Annotated in this window: 13 protein-coding genes; 4 read left to right on the top strand and 9 right to left on the bottom strand. The window is 67.7% G+C overall.

Annotation, left to right across the window (positions count from 1 at the left end):
• Positions 1-91 precede the first annotated feature (91 nt).
• Genes ACIRGA_RS26415 through ACIRGA_RS26395 form a run of 5 tightly spaced genes read right to left on the bottom strand, consistent with a single transcriptional unit; the run spans position 92 to position 5,684 of the window.
• Positions 92-1,015 (bottom strand): 2Fe-2S iron-sulfur cluster-binding protein, encoded by a 924-nt coding sequence (locus tag ACIRGA_RS26415; RefSeq protein WP_400945483.1) that lies wholly within the window; start codon positions 1,013-1,015, stop codon positions 92-94.
• Entirely contained in the window at positions 1,012-1,356 is a 345-nt protein-coding gene (locus ACIRGA_RS26410) for an NADH-ubiquinone oxidoreductase-F iron-sulfur binding region domain-containing protein (RefSeq protein ID WP_400945481.1), read from the bottom strand. The genes ACIRGA_RS26415 and ACIRGA_RS26410 overlap by 4 nt, the downstream gene beginning before the upstream one ends.
• 9 nt (positions 1,357-1,365) lie before the next feature.
• Positions 1,366-2,748, bottom strand: a complete 1,383-nt coding sequence (locus ACIRGA_RS26405) for an NAD(P)H-dependent oxidoreductase subunit E (protein ID WP_400945478.1) — start codon at positions 2,746-2,748, stop codon at positions 1,366-1,368.
• Between the two features lie 9 nt (positions 2,749-2,757).
• Positions 2,758-4,677: a molybdopterin oxidoreductase family protein gene (locus ACIRGA_RS26400; protein WP_400945476.1), complete on the bottom strand. Its 1,920-nt coding sequence runs from the start codon at positions 4,675-4,677 to the stop codon at positions 2,758-2,760.
• A 14-nt stretch (positions 4,678-4,691) separates the two neighbouring features.
• Entirely contained in the window at positions 4,692-5,684 is a 993-nt protein-coding gene (locus tag ACIRGA_RS26395; RefSeq protein WP_400945473.1) for a 2-dehydropantoate 2-reductase, read from the bottom strand.
• Positions 5,685-5,885: 201 nt separating this feature from the next.
• Between ACIRGA_RS26395 and ACIRGA_RS26390 the strand changes: the two genes are divergently transcribed.
• Complete coding sequence (locus ACIRGA_RS26390; RefSeq protein ID WP_400945470.1) at positions 5,886-6,614, top strand: GntR family transcriptional regulator; 729 nt, start codon at positions 5,886-5,888, stop codon at positions 6,612-6,614.
• Here the strand turns inward: ACIRGA_RS26390 and ACIRGA_RS26385 are convergent.
• From ACIRGA_RS26385 to ACIRGA_RS26370, 4 genes are read right to left on the bottom strand one after another with little or no spacing between them, the layout of a single operon-like run.
• Positions 6,611-7,993, bottom strand: a complete 1,383-nt coding sequence (locus tag ACIRGA_RS26385; RefSeq protein WP_400945468.1) for an OFA family MFS transporter — start codon at positions 7,991-7,993, stop codon at positions 6,611-6,613. The two genes, ACIRGA_RS26390 and ACIRGA_RS26385, sit on opposite strands and share 4 nt — an antisense overlap.
• 34 nt (positions 7,994-8,027) lie before the next feature.
• Positions 8,028-10,157, bottom strand: coding sequence for an acetate--CoA ligase family protein (locus tag ACIRGA_RS26380; RefSeq protein WP_400945465.1), 2,130 nt, complete (start codon positions 10,155-10,157; stop codon positions 8,028-8,030).
• Between the two features lie 11 nt (positions 10,158-10,168).
• Positions 10,169-11,398 (bottom strand): formyl-CoA transferase, encoded by a 1,230-nt coding sequence (gene frc / locus ACIRGA_RS26375; RefSeq protein WP_400563470.1) that lies wholly within the window; start codon positions 11,396-11,398, stop codon positions 10,169-10,171.
• 16 nt (positions 11,399-11,414) lie between these two features.
• Positions 11,415-13,154, bottom strand: coding sequence for a thiamine pyrophosphate-binding protein (locus ACIRGA_RS26370; RefSeq protein WP_400945462.1), 1,740 nt, complete (start codon positions 13,152-13,154; stop codon positions 11,415-11,417).
• 230 nt (positions 13,155-13,384) lie between these two features.
• Between ACIRGA_RS26370 and sucC the strand changes: the two genes are divergently transcribed.
• Genes sucC through ACIRGA_RS26355 form a run of 3 tightly spaced genes read left to right on the top strand, consistent with a single transcriptional unit; the run spans position 13,385 to position 15,910 of the window.
• Positions 13,385-14,548: an ADP-forming succinate--CoA ligase subunit beta gene (gene sucC / locus ACIRGA_RS26365; RefSeq protein WP_400945459.1), complete on the top strand. Its 1,164-nt coding sequence runs from the start codon at positions 13,385-13,387 to the stop codon at positions 14,546-14,548.
• Between the two features lies 1 nt (position 14,549).
• Positions 14,550-15,428 carry a succinate--CoA ligase subunit alpha gene (sucD, locus tag ACIRGA_RS26360; RefSeq protein ID WP_400945457.1) on the top strand — a complete coding sequence of 293 codons (879 nt, stop codon included), beginning with the start codon at positions 14,550-14,552 and terminating at the stop codon, positions 15,426-15,428.
• A complete protein-coding gene (locus tag ACIRGA_RS26355; RefSeq protein WP_400945455.1) occupies positions 15,425-15,910 on the top strand; it encodes a beta-class carbonic anhydrase in 486 nt (161 codons plus the stop codon). The genes sucD and ACIRGA_RS26355 overlap by 4 nt, the downstream gene beginning before the upstream one ends.
• Positions 15,911-16,594 lie beyond the last annotated feature (684 nt).

The raw sequence follows: 16,594 nt of genomic DNA, 5'->3' as shown, positions 1-16,594 counted from the left end.
GGGGGGGCCGGGGGGGGGGGGGGGGGGGTTTCCGCCGCCCCCCCCCCCCCCCCCCCCCCCCCCCCCCCCCCCCCCCCCACCACCTGGAGGCTCAGCGGTTCTGGACGTGCTGCCACCCGAAGCGACCCTTGATGCAGAGGTTCCCGTGGGTCACCGAACTCTCGTGGGGCGAGGTCACTTTGACGATCTCGTTGTCCTGGACGTGCAACGTCAGGTTGCAGCCGACCCCGCAGAAGGTGCAGACGGTCGTCGTCGCGGTCTGCCGGGACTCGTCCCAGGTACCGTCCTCACGCTTGTCGTGCTCGCGTTTGAAACTCAGCGCGCCGGTCGGGCAGACCTCGACGCAGTTTCCACAGTAGACACACGCGCTGTCCGGCAGCGGGTTCGCGAACTCCGTCGAGATCCGGGCGTCGAAACCGCGTCCCGCCATGGTGATGGCGAAGGTGTTCTGCCACTGCTCGCCGCACGCGTCGACGCATTTGTAGCACTGGATGCATTTCCCGTAGTCGCGGACATAGAGCTCGTTGTCCACTTTGACCGGCTGACGCACCGTCGCCGCCGTCAGCCCGTCCGGGATCTCGTGCTCGCCGGGGCGGCGGTCGTCGCGGTCGTCCGACGGGGGCGCGGGCGGGCCGAAACGCTCGGGTTCCGCACCGCATTCGGTCATCCAGTCCGCGACATCGGGCGTAGTGGACAGGTCCGTCGCCGAGCCGAGGAGTTCGAGCACCACCTTGCGGCTGAGCCGCGTCCGCTCGGTCTCGGTCCGCACGACCATGCCCGGTTCCGCCTTGCGAGAGCAGGAAGGCACAAGCGTGCGCGAGCCCTCGACCTCCACCATGCAGACCCGGCAGGCGTTCGCCGGTTCGAGGGTGTCGCCGTGACAGAGCGTCGGGATGTTCTTGCCCGCCGCGGCACAGGCGTCGAGAATCGTGGAGCCTTCGGGAACCCTGACGGACTCACCATCCACAGTGAACTCGACGAGCCTGCGCGGGAGTCCTATTCCGACAATGGTCACGATCGCTCCTCCAGGGCGCCGAGCCGGTCGATCGCCGACTCGATGGCGTTCCAGGCGGTCTGGCCCAGTCCGCAGATGGACGAATCCCGCATCACCTGGCCGACTTCTCGCAGCAGCGCGAGGTCGTCTCCGCCGGTACTGAGCTTGCGGCCGCCGACGATCCGGTGCAGCGCCTCCTCCTGCCGCACGGTGCCGATCCGGCACGGCACGCATTGCCCGCACGATTCGTCACGGAAGAACGCCGCGATCCGCAGCAGGAACCCGCCGAGGTCGGCTCGGTCGTCCAGCGCGAGCACGACCCCCGAGCCGAGGGTGGTGCCGGCGGCGCGCGCGTCCTCCATGGTCAGCGGCTAGGCGGTTTCGTCCGGGCGCACGAAACCGCCCGCCGCACCGCCGAGCAGGACGGCCCGGAGTTCACGGCCCTCCGGCACTCCCCCGGCCAGTTCGAGCAGTTCCCCCAGCGTCGTCCCGAACGGCACCTCGTACACACCTGGACGCCGGACGTTGCCGGACAGGCAGAACAGTTTCGGCCCGGTGGAGCGTTCGGTCCCGATGCGACGGTAAGCCTCGCAGCCTTCGGTGAGGATCAGCGGGATGTTGACGAGCGTCTCGACGTTGTTCACCACCGTCGGCTTGCCGAACAACCCCTTCTCCACCGGGAACGGCGGCTTCGTCCTCGGCTCGCCGCGATAGCCTTCGATCGAGTTGAAGATCGCCGTTTCCTCGCCGCAGATGTAGGCGCCCGCGCCTCGCCTGATCTCGATGTCGAACGAGAACCCTTGCCGCCCCAGGATGTTCTCGCCCAAGAACCCTCGTTCGCGAGCCGTTTCGATGGCGTTGCGCAGCATCCTCAGGGCACGCGGGTATTCGCCGCGCAGGTAGACGTACCCCTTCTGCGCCCCGATCGCGAACGCGGCGATCGTCATGGCTTCGACGAGCGCGAACGGATCCCCCTCGATCAGCACGCGGTCCTTGAACGTGCCCGGTTCGCTCTCGTCGGCGTTGCACACCAGGTACCGGGTCCGCTCGGGCTGGCGGGCGGCGGCGTCCCATTTCCGGCCGGTCGGGAACGCCGCTCCGCCCCGGCCCATCAGCCCCGAATCGGTCACCTCGCGGATGACCCTGGCAGGCCCGAGCAGTAACGCGTTCCTCAACGCCGCGTAGCCACCCGCCGCGCGATAGGCGTCCAGGCTCCCGGGCTCGACGACGCCGACCCGGCGCAGCAGGCGCAGCCCTGGTTCCCCGTGCTGTGGAACGGAAACCGGGCCTTCCTCCCAAGTGGACGGTTCGCGGGTGATTTCGCCTGGCCTGGCCGGAGCGAGCGGTCTCTGCGCGGCGGGATCGCCCGCCTCGACGGCCAGCGCCGCCGGAGCGCGTTCGCAGACGCCAAGACACGGACTGCGATGCCAGGCGATTCCCGCGGCGTCGAAGGTCTCGGTCACCGCATCCGCACCGTTGACTTGGCAGGCCAGGTCCGTGCAGACGTGGATCACGCGCGGCGGCCGTTCCTTGAGCGAGAACAGCGCGTAGAAACTCGCCACGCCGTAGGCCTCCGCCGGCGGCACGTTCAGCCGGCGGCAGATGTGGTTCAACGCTCCCTGACTGATCCAACCGACCCGGTCGTTCACGGCGTGCAACGCGGGAAGCAACTGATCACGGCTTTCGGCTCCGAGCGCGTCGACCGCGTGCCGTTCGGCATCCGTCGGTTCGGCGTTCAGGAAACGCAGGTCCATTCCGGCTCCTCACACGGTGGCGGGCAGCTTCTCGACCCGGATCGCGGCGGCCTTGTACTCGGCCGTGCCCGCGACCGGACAGGTCGCCTCGATGGTGATGACGTTGACGTCGATCTCGTCCGGGAAGTGGAAGGTCATGAACGCCAGGCCGGGTCGCAGCCCTTCGTCGATCCGTACCGGTGCCTCGATCTCCCCGCGACGCGACGAGATCCGCACGACCTCGTCCTCCGTGACGCCGAGTTTGACGGCATCGGCCAAGCAGAGGTCGAGCGTTTCCCCGCGACGCAGCGGCGAAGGGAACCCGCCGGACTGGACGCCGGTGTTGTAGGAGTCCAGCCGCCGTCCGGTGGTCAGCCGGATCGGGAAGTCCTCGGTGAGCAGATCCACCGGCGGGCTGTGCGCGATCACGGTGAACGGCGCCGGGCGCCCGCGTTTCGCCGGGTCCTCCTCCCAGAGGCGACCGTGCAGGAACGTCGGTTCGAGCTCGTCCTCGCGATAGCAGGGCCACTGAATGCCGCCGAGTTCCTCCAGCCGCGCGTAGCTCATCCCGGCGTGCATCGGCGACAACGTCCGGAGTTCGTTCCAGACGTCCTCTCCGCCCTGATAGTTCCAGTCGTGGCCGAGGCGCCGGGCGAGCTCGCACAGCACCTGGATGTCGTCGCGCGCGCCCTCCGGCGGTTCGAGTGCCTTCCGGACTCGCTGGACCCTGCGTTCGCTGTTGGTGAAGGTGCCGTCGGATTCGCACCAGGCCGCCGAAGCGGGCAGTACCACGTCGGCCAGCCGCGCGGTCTTGGTGAGGAAGATGTCCTGCACCACCATGTGTTCCACATTGGACAGACGTTTGATCGTGTGCTCGCAGTCCGCCTCGGACTGCACCGGGTTCTCCCCGATGATGTACACGCAGGTCAGGTCGCCGCGTTCCATCGCGTCGAGCATCTGCGTGAGGTTGAGTCCCTTGTGCGGTGGGATGTTCGAACCCCAAGCCGCGTCGAACTTCGCCCGGACGTCCGCGTCGAGGATGTTCTGGAACCCCGGCATCCGGTCCGGGATGGCGCCCATGTCGCCGCCGCCCTGGACGTTGTTCTGCCCGCGCAGGGGGTTGAGCCCCGCGCCGTACCGGCCGACGTGCCCGGCCAGCAGCGCGAGATTGATCAGGGACAGGACGTTGTCGGTACCGTTGTGGTGCTCGGTGATCCCGAGCGTCCACGACAACTGGCCGCGATCCGCGCGGGCGTAGGTGTGCGCGAGTTCGCGGATCAGCTCGGCCGGGACGCCGGTCGTCTCCTCGGCGGCTTCGAGCGTCCACGGCTCGACGGAGGCCGCGAACTCGGCGAACCCTTCGGTGGCCCGCTCGATGAAGGCGGTGTTGGCGAGTCCGGAGTGGATGATCTCGCGGGCGATCGCGTGCGCCAGCGGGATGTCCGTGCCGACGTGCAGCTGGAGCTGCCGGTGCGCCCAGCTCGCGGTGCTGGTCCGGCGCGGGTCGATCACGAACAGTTTCGCGCCGCGGTGGACGGCTTTCAGCACGTGCTGGAAGAAGATCGGGTGGGCTTCGCGCGGGTTGCCGCCCCAGACGACGATGACGTCGGCGTCCTCGATCTCCTGATACGACGACGTCCCGCCGCCGCTGTCGAACACGCGCGCCAGCCCGGCGACGCTCGGCGCGTGACAGGTGCGGTTGCACGAGTCGACGTTGTTGGTACCGATCACCGCACGCGTGAACTTCTGTGCGACGTAGTTCATCTCGTTGGTCGCCCTGGCACACGAGAACATGCCGAAGGCTTCGGGTCCTTTGGTGTCGAGCGTGCGGCGGAACCCGGCGGCGGCGCGCTCCAGCGCCTCCTCCCAAGTGGCCGGGCGCAGCTCACCGGAATCACGGACCAGGGGCTGGGTGAGCCGGACGTATGGTTCGGTGTTCTTGCGCTTCATCGGGTTCCTCCGATTCAGTGCGCTCCGACGGGAACGGCGGTCGCGGTCTGGCCGAGCAGGCCGATCGCGGCGTGGACGTGGTGCAGCGCGGGGGCGGGGACGCCGGTCAGCTCCGCGAGCTCGACGACGGCGCCGATGATCGCGTCGATCTCCAGCGGCTTGCCCGCTTCGAGGTCTTGCAGCATCGACGTCTTGTGGTGGCCGACGCGCCAGGCGCCGTTGATGCGTTTCTCGACCGACACCTGGGGGTCGCTGCCTGCGGCGCGGGCGATCGCGAGGGTCTCGTTCATCATCGCGGCGACGAGCTCGCGGGTGTCCGGGTGCTCGCACATCTGGACCATGGTCGCCCTGGTCAGCGCGCTGAGCGGGTTGAAGGCGACGTTGCCCATGAGCTTGACCCAGATCTCGTCGCGCAGATCGAGCTCGACCGGTGCCTTCAGCCCGCCCGCGATCATCGCGTCGGCGAGCGCCGCGCACCGGGACGTGACGCCGCCTTTCGGCTCCCCCAAAGCGAACCGGGTCCCTTCGAGATGCCGGATCACCCCCGGCTCCTCGATCACCGTCGAGCAGTAGACGACGCAGCCGATCGCGCGGCGCAGTTCGAGGACCTCACTTACCGCGCCCCCGGGGTCGACCGTCTCGATGCGACGGTTCTCCAGCGGATGTCCGGTCAGGCCGTGGAAGTACCACCACGGGATCCCGTTCTGCGCGGCCACGATCGCGGTGTCCTCGCCCAGCAGCGGCGCGATCAACGGGCCGCAGGAGGCGTACGAATTCGCCTTCAGGCCGAGGAAGACGAAGTCGACGGGCCCGACTTGCGCCGGATCGTCGGTGACATGGGGGTGGACGGTGAAGTTCCCCCGCGGGCTGAGCACCCGCACGCCGTGCGCGCGCATCGCTTCGCCATGCGCCCGTCTCGCGATGAGGTGGACCTCCGCCCCGCCTCGGTGGAGCGCGGCGCCGGCGTACGCGCCGATCGCCCCCGCACCCAGAACAGCGACCTTCATGACATGCCTCCCGCTCAGCCGAAGACCAGATTGCATACAGTATCCTGTAGATGGTCGGCATGTCACGCCCTTCCCTGCATTTCGTCCTCTGAATGCGCCGGACCCGCACTTAGAGGACGAAATGCGGGCCAGAGCGGGGAATGTCGGGATTTTGCATACCAAAACCTGTATCCTGAACAGGACGAGTCCTTCGGAGGTCCTGTGAGCCAGCCCGTTTCACCCCTGCCCGACCGCGGCCCCACCGGGCGCCGCACCAAGGGCACGCTCAATCCGGCGACGGCCAAACGCGTCGAGCGGCCCGCTCCCCTGCGCCAGGTCGTCTACGACGCGCTCGCGGAGCTGATCATCAACCGGACCCTCGAACCCGGCCAGCACCTGGTCGAGGCGGACCTCGCCGAGTACCTGGGCGTCAGCAGGCAGCCCGTCCGCGAAGCGTTGCAGCGCCTGCAGAGCGAAGGCTGGGTCGACCTTCGTCCCGCGCAGGGCGCCTTCGTGCACATGCCCACCGACGAGGAAGCCGATCAACTGCTCAGCGTGCGCACCGTGCTGGAGGCGCACTCCGCCCGTCTCGCGGCCGACAGGGCCGGCGGCGAAGACGTCGAACGCTTGTGGGAACTGCAGAAGACCGGGCTGGAGGCGTTGGCCGCCGACGACACCGAAGGCCTCGTCGCGGCCAACGCCGCGCTCCACGCGTTCATCACCGAGCTGTCCGGCAACACCGTGCTCGCCGAGATGATCGGCATGGTCGATCGCCGGGTCCGCTGGTACTACACCCCGATCGCCCGCCCTCGCAGCCACGACTCCTGGCACGAACACGAGGAACTGATCAAGGCCATCGCCGCCGGTGACGCCGTCACCGCCGAAAAGATCATGAACCAGCATACCGAGCGCACCCGGCAGGCCTTCCACGAACGTCCGAAAGAGGACTAAGCAGGGTTCAGCTCCTGCTCACGCTTCGGCGTCCGGAGACGCGAACGCCCGGGCTGCCGGAGCAGCAGGCTGAGCGCGGCGGCGAACAGGCTCGTCCCGCCCGCGAGGAAGAACGCGCCGCCGTAACCCCAAGCCACCACGACCATCGCGCCGACCCCGGAGCCGACCAGGCCCGAGATCAGCTTCGAGCTGTAGACCAGGCCGTAGTTGCTGGCGTTGTTGTTCTCGCCGTAGAAGTCCGCCGTCATCGCCGCGAACAACGGGAAGATCGCGCCCCCGCCGAAACCGGAGATCATCGAAGCGAGCAGGAACAGCGGCATACTGCCGATCGAACCGGACAGGTACACCGCGAACTGCGCGAGGCCCAGCACCACGCAGACCATGAACAGGGTCTGCCGTCGCCCGTAGCGGTCGGAGATCCAGCCGATCACGCCGCGGCCGGTGCCGTTGATGATCGCCTTCAGGCTCATCGCGAGCGCGACGATCCCGCCCGCGAAACCCATCTCGTTGCCGAACGGGACCTGCATCGCGATGCCGAAGATGTTCACCCCGGCCGTGCACAACAGGCAGAACCACATCAGCGGCAGCATCCCGGTCCTGAGCGCTTCCCTGGGCGTGTACTGCTTCACCGCCGGCGGGTTCTTCTGCAGGGAACGGCGGACCCGCGGGTCGTCGGACACCTTGAGCGGGTCGACATGCGGCGGCCACCAGTTCTTCGGCGGGTCCTGGAAGTAGAAGCCGCTGATCCCGACCACCGCCGCCAGGAAGATGCCGACCACGAGCAGGACACCCGAAAAGTTGGAAAGGTCCATATAGGAGGTGAAGAGGAAGATGAAGGGCACCGAACCGTAGGCGAAGCCGCCGTTGACGAATCCGGTCTTGCCGCCCCTCCGTTCCGGATACCACTTCCCCACCATGTTCACGCAGGTCGCGTAGACCAGCCCGGCCCCGCCGCCGCCGAAGAACCCGAAGCCCAGGTACGCCCAGATCTCGCTGGGCGCGTAGGCGAGCGAAAGATACGCGAGAAAGGTGCCCACCGCGCCCAGCAGCATCGCCGCTTTGGCCGGCAAGGTCCCGTTCTCCCGCATCTTCCCCGCCGGGAAGGCGACGATCGCCTGGAAGAACACCCAGACCCCGAGCAACCAGAAGATGGTCGCCCCGTGCCAGCCGTGAGCGCCGGCCAGTGTCTCCTCCGCCGACGTGAACGCGTATTCCGAGGAACTGATGGCCATCATGGCGACCCACGGCAGGATCACCATCGTCCATCGTGGACGGCCCATGATGTCGCGATCGGTTTCGCCGACGCGATAGATCCGGCCGTTCGAATCGATTACTTCCTTGTACGCTCCGGGTGGTTGAGCCGCGGTCGATGACGTCATCGTCATTCTCCTTGGGTCGGATTGGGATCGGAAATCAGCCGAGCAGTCCCGCGGAACGCGCCCAGCGATACTTCGCACCGAGCACGGCCACCGGTTTCTCCGTCGTGTAGGGATAGGCCACGACGCCGTGCTCGTACAGAAAACTGCTGGCCTCTTCGACCTCGACATCGCCTGCCAGCGAGGCGACGACGGGCTTGTGGATCCCCTTCGAGCGGTATTCGGAAACGACTTCCGAAACCAGTTCCGCGAAGATCATCGGCGGAGTGACGATAGTATGCCAATAGCCGAGGATCAAGGCATGGATTCGCTCGTCCGCCAAACCGAGCGCGATAGTGTTCCGGTAGGTGGTAGGTGGTTCGCCGCCGGTTATATCCACCGGATTGCCCGCGGCGCCGAACGGCGGGATGAATTCCCGGAACGACGTGTCGAGATCGGGCGGTATCTCCATCAGGTTCAGCCCGTTGTCCACGCAGGCGTCGGAAAGAAGTACACCCGAGCCGCCCGCGCCGGTGATGATCACGACGTTCTCGCCTTTCGGCGTCGGCAGCAGGGGGATGCCCCGCGCGTATTCGAGAAGGTCGTTGAGACCGGGCGCCCGGATGACCCCGCTCTGCCGGAGGATGTCGTCGTAGACCTTGTCGTCGCCCGCCAGCGCGCCGGTGTGCGAGCTCGCCGCTTTGGCGCCTTGGGAGGTGCGGCCGGCCTTGAGGACGACGACCGGTTTCCGCATCGAAACCCGTTTCGCCGTTTCCGCGAACGAACGCCCGTCTTTCAGGTCTTCGAGGTGCATGGCGATCAGCTCGGTGTTTTCATCCTGTTCGAAGAAGGTGAGCAGATCGTCCTCGTCGATATCGGCCTTGTTGCCGACTCCGACGATCGAGGAGACTCCCATTTTCGCGGACCGGCTGAAGCCGAGGATGGCCATACCGATGCCACCGCTCTGCGAGGAAAGCGCCACACCGCCCTTGACGTCGTACGGCGTGCAGAACGTCGCCGAGAGGTTCTCGGGCGTGTAGTAATAGCCGTAGATGTTGGGACCGAGGATCCGGACGCCGTGCTCCCGCGCGATCGCGACGACCTGATCCTGGAGTTCGATGTTGCCGGTCTCGCCGAATCCGGACGGGATCAGGATGGCCCCGGCCACCCCTTTCCGGCCCGCTTCCGCCAGCGCGGCGGGGACGAACTTGGCGGGGATGGCGAACACCGCGACATCGACATCGCCCGGAACGTCGGAAATGCTCGGATAGGCCTTGCGGTCGAGGATCTCGGCGGCCTTGGGGTTGATGGGATGGATCTCCCCCGCGAACCCGCCGTTGACGAGGTTCTTCATCACCGAGTTGCCGATCTTGCCCGCTTCGGCCGAGGCGCCGATGACGGCGATCGACGCCGGCTTCATGATCCGGGTCATCGACGCCAGGATCTCCTCCTGGCTGAACCGCACGGGTTCCCGCGCCGCTTCGGGATCCACCAGGATCCGGACGTCGACCGCGGTGGCGCCGCCGGGAGTGGCCAGCACCGGGTTGAGGTCGACCTCGGCCAGTTGCGGGAAGTCGGTGACCAGGGTGCCGACGCGCGTGAGCACGTCGGCCAGCGCGTCCCTGCTCACCGGCTCCGCACCGCGGACGCCGCGCAGGATCTCCGCGGCCGCGATGCCGTCGATCATCGAGAACGCCTCGTCGCGCTCGAGCGGGGCGAGCCGGAACGTGACGTCCTTGAGCACCTCGACCAGCACCCCGCCGAGCCCGAAGGCGACGATCTTGCCGAAGGTGGTGTCGGTGGTGGCGCCGATGATCACCTCCTGCCCGCTGGTGAGCATCTGCTGCACCTGCACGCCGGTGATCTCGGCGTCGGCGTCGTACGCCTGGGCGTTGGCGACGATGGACCGGAATCCGTCGGCCACCGCGTCGGCGGTCGCGAGACCGACCAGTACCCCGCCCGCTTCCGTCTTGTGCAGGATGTCCGGCGAGACGATCTTCAGCACCACCGGGAGGCCGATCTCCTCAGCCTGCGCGACGGCCTCCTCGACGGTGGTGGCCAGCCGTTCCTCCGGGGTCGGGATCCCGTAGGCCTCGCACACCTGACGGCCTTCCGGCGCGGTGAGCGACGATCGCCCCTCGGCGGCGACCTTCTCGAGGATCTTCTCGACGATCTCTTTGTCTGCCATGAACTTCTCCCTCAGATCACGCCGGCCGCGCGCAGCCGGTCCAGGTCGTCCGCGCCGTAACCGAGTTCGCCGAAGACCTCGGCGTTGTGCTCACCGAGCAGCGGAGAGCGTTCGACCTCGACCGGTGAATCCGACAGCTTCAGCGGGCAGCCCACGGTCTTGAAGGCCCCCCGTTCGGGATGGTCGACTTCGACGACGGAGCCGAGTTCGGCCAGCGTGGCGTCCTCGGCGAGTTCCCTGGTCGACAGGATCGGGCCGCAGGGGATGTTGTGGGCGTTGAGCGCCTCCATCACCTCCCATTTGGTGTGCTTCTCGGTCCACTCCTCGATCATCCCGAAGGCCTTGTCCAATTTGGACAGCCTCGCCTCCGGAGTGGCCCAGTCCGGGTCCTCGGCCAGTTCGGGTTTGCCGATCAGCCGGGTGATCGGCTGCCAGCCGACCGGCTGGATGATCACGTAGATGTAGTCGTTCGGTCCGCCCGGCGCGCATTTCACCGCCCAACCCGGCTGACCACCGCCGGACGCGTTGCCCGAACGCGGGACCTCGTCGCCGAAGACGTCGTTCGGGTATTCGTTGAGCGGGCCATGCGCCAGCCGTTGCTGGTCGCGGAGCTTGACCCGGCAGAGATTCAGCACGGCGTCCTGCATCGCGACCTGGACCCGCTGCCCGCGGCCGGTGTTCGTCCGCTGGTAGAGCGCGGCCAGAATCGCGGCGACCAGGTGGATCCCCGTCCCCGAGTCCCCGATCTGCGCGCCGGTCGCGGTCGGCGGGCCGTCCTCGAATCCGGTGGTGCTCATCGCGCCGCCCATCGCCTGCGCGATGACCTCGTAGGCCTTGAAGTCCGCGTACCGGCCGGGCCCGAAACCCTTGATCGAGGCGTAGATCAGCCGCGGGTTCAGCTCCGCGAGCCGTTCCCACGGGTAGCCGAACCGGTCGACCACGCCGGGCCCGAAGTTCTCCACCAGCACGTCCACACTGGACACGAGCTGATCGAAGACCTGTTTCCCCTGCTCGCTCTTCATGTTCAGGGTGATGCTGCGCTTGTTGGCGTTGAGCATCGTGAAGTAGAGGCTGTCCACCCCGGGCAGGTCCCGGAGCTGGCCGCGCGTGATGTCACCGCGGCCGGGCGTCTCCAGTTTGATCACGTCCGCGCCGAGCCAGGCCAGGATCTGCGTGGACGAAGGTCCTGATTGGACATGCGTCATGTCGAGAACGCGGACGCCGTCGAGTGCCTTTCCCATCGGTGATCCCTCCCGGCTACTTGTACATGGTCTGATTCATGGTTCCGGGCGCGTACACGTCCGGGTCGATCCAAACGTTGATCAGCGAAGGCTTTCCGGACTCGCGGGCGCGCAACAGCGCCGGGCCGATGTCCGCGGGGTCGCGCACCGCCTCGCCGTGCCCGCCGAGCATGCGGGCGAACTCGTCGTAGGGCACGTCGCCGAGCGTGTTGCCGACACGTTCCCGGCCGAGGCCGTATTTCGCCGCCTGGCCGTACCGGATCTGGTTCATCGAGGAGTTGTTGCCGACGATTCCGACGAACGGCAGGTTGAAGCGCACCAAGGTTTCGAAGTCCCAACCGGTCAGGCTGAACGCGCCGTCGCCGAAGAGGGCGACGACCTCCTTCTCCGGCCGCGCGTGCTTCGCGGCGAGGACGAACGGGATCCCGACGCCGAGCGTGCCGAGCGGGCCGGGGTCCATCCAATGCCCCGGCGCCTTCGGCTGGACGACCTGCCCGGAGAACGTCACGATGTCGCCGCCATCGCCGATGTAGAGCGAGTCCTCGGTGAGGAACTCGTTGATCTCGTGCACCAGCCGGTACGGGTGGATCGGGCTCGCGTCGGAATGCTGGAGCGGCAGGCGTTTCTGCTTGGCCTTCGCCTCCACGTCCTGCAGCTCCTCCAGCCACACCTTCCGCGCCACGGCGCCGTTGTCGACCCGGCCGGTGGCCGCCTCCGCGACCGCGGCGAGCACCTGACCCGCGTCGCCGACGATGCCCAGGTCCACGTCCCGGTTCTTCCCGACGGTGCGGTAGTCGAGGTCGATCTGCACGACGGTCGCGTCCGGCGAGAGCCGCTTGCCATAGCCCATGCGGAAGTCGAACGGGGTGCCGACGATGACGATCACGTCGGCGTTGTCGAAGGCGTACCGGCGCGACAGCTGGAAATGATGCGGATCGCCGGGCGGCAGCGTGCCGCGTCCGGCGCCGTTCATGTACGCCGGGATGTTCAGCCCGCGCACCAGTTCGGTCGCCGGTCCGGTGGCGCGGGTCGTCCACACCTGGCTGCCCAGCAGGATGGCCGGCTTCTTCGCGTGGACGAGCAGGTCCGCGAGTTTCTCGATGTCGGCCGGGTCTCCGGCGTTCCGGGTGGAGGCCCGGTACCGGCCTTCGCTGGGGATCCGTGCCTTGTCCACCGGGACCTTCGCGTCGAGGACATCCCTGGGAATCTCCAAAAAGGACGGTCCGGGCGCGCCGTGGTAGCACTCGCGGAAGGCCATCGAGACCAGGTCCGCCACCCGTGCGGTATGCGGGACGGTCGCGGAGAACTTGGTGATCGGCGCCATCATGTCGACGTGCGGGAGATCCTGCAGTGAGCCCATCTTGTGCTGCGTCAGCGCGCCCTGCCCGCCGATGAGCAGCATCGGGCTCTCCGCACGCAGCGCGTTCGCGACACCGGTGACGGCGTCCGTGGTCCCCGGCCCCGCGGTGACGACCGCGCAGCCCGGACGGCCGGTGATCCGCGCGTAGCCGTCGGCCGCGTGGGCCGCGACCTGCTCGTGCCGGACGTCGATGACTTCGATGCCCTCGTCGACGCAGCCGTCGTAGATGTCGATGATGTGCCCGCCGCACAACGTGAAGATCGTGTCGACGCCCTCCGCCTTGAGCGCCTTGGCCACCAGGTGGCCGCCGGAGATCAGGTCCGGGGCGGGTTCGGAACCGTTGGTGGTGGCCTTCGTCGCGGTGTCCCCCGCAGCGGTGCCGGTCGTTGGCGCCATCGTTAACTCCTCTTTCTCGGCCGCCGGACCTCTCTGATCCGTGCGCTCGTTTCCGGTTCTGCTCGTCCGCCCGCCCCTGTTCGAAGCCCCTGGTCGCGACAGACTGTAGATTGCATACCGTATGAGGTAGGCATATAGTTACTCTTCGAACGCTCCGGTGTCCAGGGCCGCAAGCAGGTTTTCCCGGCCGCCCCCGGGGCTCGTCCTCTTCCGCGGAGAAAGGACTTCACGTGGACCTTTTCGAGCACGAGGCACGGGATCTCTTCGAGCGGCACGGCGTCCCGGTTCCCAGGGGAAAGGTCGTCACCACCCCGGAATCGGCGAGGGCGGTCGCCGTCGAATTGGGCGGATCCGTCGTGGTCAAGGCACAGGTGAAGACCGGCGGACGAGGTAAGGCCGGCGGGGTGAAGGTCGTCCACTCCCCCGACGACGCCGAGCAAGCCGCCGAGGACATCCTCGGAATGGACATCAAAGGACACCGCGTCCATCAGGTGCTCGTCACCGAGGCCAGCGCGATCGCCGAGGAGTACTACCTCTCCTTCCTCCTCGACCGCGCCGACCGGACCTTCCTCGCGATGGCATCGGCCGAAGGCGGGATGGACATCGAGACGGTCGCGGCGACGAAACCCGAGGCGCTGGCCCGGGTCCCGGTCGATCCGCTGTCCGGTGTGGACACCGCACAAGCGGAGCGGATCATCGAAGCCGCCGGCCTGCCCGCCGCCGCGGCCGACGCGATCGTCGCGCTGTGGACCGTTTTCGTCGCGGAAGACGCCACACTGGTGGAGGTCAATCCGCTCGTGCTGACCACGGACGGGACCATCGTCGCGCTCGACGGGAAGGTCACCCTGGACGCCAACGCCGCGTTCCGGCAGCCGTCGCACGCCGAGTTCGTCGATTCCCCGGACGAAAACCCACTCGAACGAAGGGCTCGGGAGGCCGGGCTCAACTACGTCAAACTGGACGGCGACATCGGCGTGATCGGCAACGGCGCCGGTCTGGTCATGTCCACTTTGGACCTCGTCGCCGCGGCCGCCGCGGAAGCGGGTGCCCGAGGGCCCGCGAACTTCCTCGACATCGGCGGCGGCGCGTCGGCCGAGGTCATGGCGGCCGGGCTCGGTGTCATCCTGGACGACGAACAGGTGCGCAGCGTCTTCGTCAACGTCTTCGGCGGGATCACCGCTTGCGACGCCGTCGCCGCCGGGATCGTCCGCGCGCTCGCCCTGCTCGGCGATCGCGCGGCCAAACCGCTCGTGGTGCGGCTCGACGGCAACAACGTCACCGAAGGCAGGCGGATCCTCGTCGAGGCCGCGCATCCCTTGGTGACCCTGGTGGACACGATGGACGAAGCCGCCGGCGCGGCGGCGAAACTGGCGGCCGCGGAACCGGAGGCGTGAGATGGCGATCTTCCTCGACGAACACAGCAAGGTCGTCGTCGCCGGCATGACCGGCGCCGAGGGGCGCAAGCACACCGCGCGCATGCTGGCCGCGGGAACGAACGTCGTCGGCGGGATCAACCCGCGCAAAGCCGGGCAGCAGATCCTCCTCAACGGGCGCTCTCTACCGGTGTTCGGCGATACCGCGGAAGCCGTCGCCGCGACCGGCGCGGATGTCTCGGTGCTCTTCGTGCCGCCGCCCGCGGTGAAGGACGCCGTCATCGACGCCGTGGACGCCGGGATCGGGATGGCGGTCGTCATCACCGAAGGGGTTCCGGTGCACGACGCGGCCGCTTTCTGGGCCCACGCGCAGGGAAGCCCGACGCGCGTCATCGGGCCGAACTGCCCGGGCGTGATCAGCCCCGGCCGATCCAACGCCGGCATCATCCCGGACGGGATCACGAAACCCGGGCGGATCGGGCTGGTCTCGAAATCCGGCACACTGACCTATCAGCTGATGCACGAACTGCGTGAGCACGGGTTTTCGACGTGTGTCGGCATCGGCGGCGACCCGATCATCGGCACCACGCACATCGACGTCGTCGAGGCGTTCGAAAAGGACCCAGAGACCGACGTGATCGTGCTCATCGGGGAGATCGGCGGCGACGCCGAAGAGCGGGCCGCCGACTACATCCGGGCGAGGATGAGCAAACCCGTCATCGGCTACATCGCCGGATTCACCGCGCCGGCGGGCAAGACGATGGGGCACGCCGGCGCGATCGTGTCCGGGACCGCCGGAACGGCCGAAGCGAAGAAGAAGGCGCTGGAGGCCGCCGGGATCCAGGTCGGCCGCACGCCGAGCGAGACCGCGGCGATCGTCCGGGAAACCCTCGCCCGGTGAGTGAGATCGACGCGCTGCTGGAGAACGCGCGCGCCTACAAGGAAACCATCGGCGAGGCGACCAGGCGACCACGGCGACGGATCGCCGTGGTGGCCTGCATGGATGCCCGCATCAGCGTGTACCGGCTGCTCGGGCTCCGCGAGGGCGACGCCCATGTCATCCGGAACGCGGGCGGCGCGGTGACCGAGGACGCGATCCGGTCCCTGACCGTGAGCCAGCGGCTGCTCGGCACCCGCGAGATCGTGCTCATCCACCACCACGACTGCGGGATGCGGATGTTCACCGACACCGACTTCGCCCGGCAGATCGAGGCGACCACCGGGATCCGGCCGCCGTGGGCGGCGGAGACGTTCACCGACTCCGCCCAGGACGTCCGGCAGTGCATCGCGCGCCTTCGGACGTCACCGTTCCTGCTGCACACCGCGTCGGTGCGCGGGTTCGTGTACGACGAACGGACGGGAAAGCTGGCCGAAGTCTCCTAGGCTGCGGCTACACGATCACGTGCGGGAAGCCGCCGCCCGACGCCACCGTCCACAAAGGCCTCTCCCTGGCAGGATGGTGCCCGATTAGGCCGTTTTGTACGGTTTCACGAAGGGGTCGTGAGTGGCAAGGAGGGTTAGAACGGACCGGTATTTGTGTCCCCACGTCTGGGCAGGGCGACTGTGAAGTGTCGGCGGGTCGTCGAAGGGGGCACGGGTCTCGGAGTTCGATGACGTCGGACGCTCGCCGCGGCACGGTCGAGCGTGGAGGATTCGAGCCTTGGAGCTTGATCAACGGAGGATCGGGGACACTCAACGTCCCCGATCCTCCGTTGATCAAGCTCGTACGACCCGCTTCGCAGCCGAGTGGGGAGGATTCCGGACACTCAACGTCCGAAATCCTCCCCACTCGCCGACATCGGCCCCGCCACGGCAGGACGACGAGGGCAAGGCCAGTAGGTAAGCAAATACCGGTCCATCAGAACCACCCTTACCACTCAAAACAGTACATATAGGCATAAAGCGGACCTCAGGCCGCCAGCATGCGTCCTTTGTGGACGATCGGGAGAGGTGCGGACTTACAGGACAAGCCCTAGCTTGAGTTTTAACCTGTTCGGCGGGGTCGCGGGCTGCTGGACTTGGTTTTCTTTCTGTGGCTGGGTTTCTGTCTGTTTGGGCTGGTCGCGG

This window comes from Amycolatopsis sp. NPDC102389, assembly GCF_044765885.1.
Taxonomy (GTDB): Bacteria; Actinomycetota; Actinomycetes; order Mycobacteriales; family Pseudonocardiaceae; genus Amycolatopsis.
Note: the sequence above shows the minus strand (reverse complement) of the source record. Positions and strands in the feature narration are given on the sequence as shown.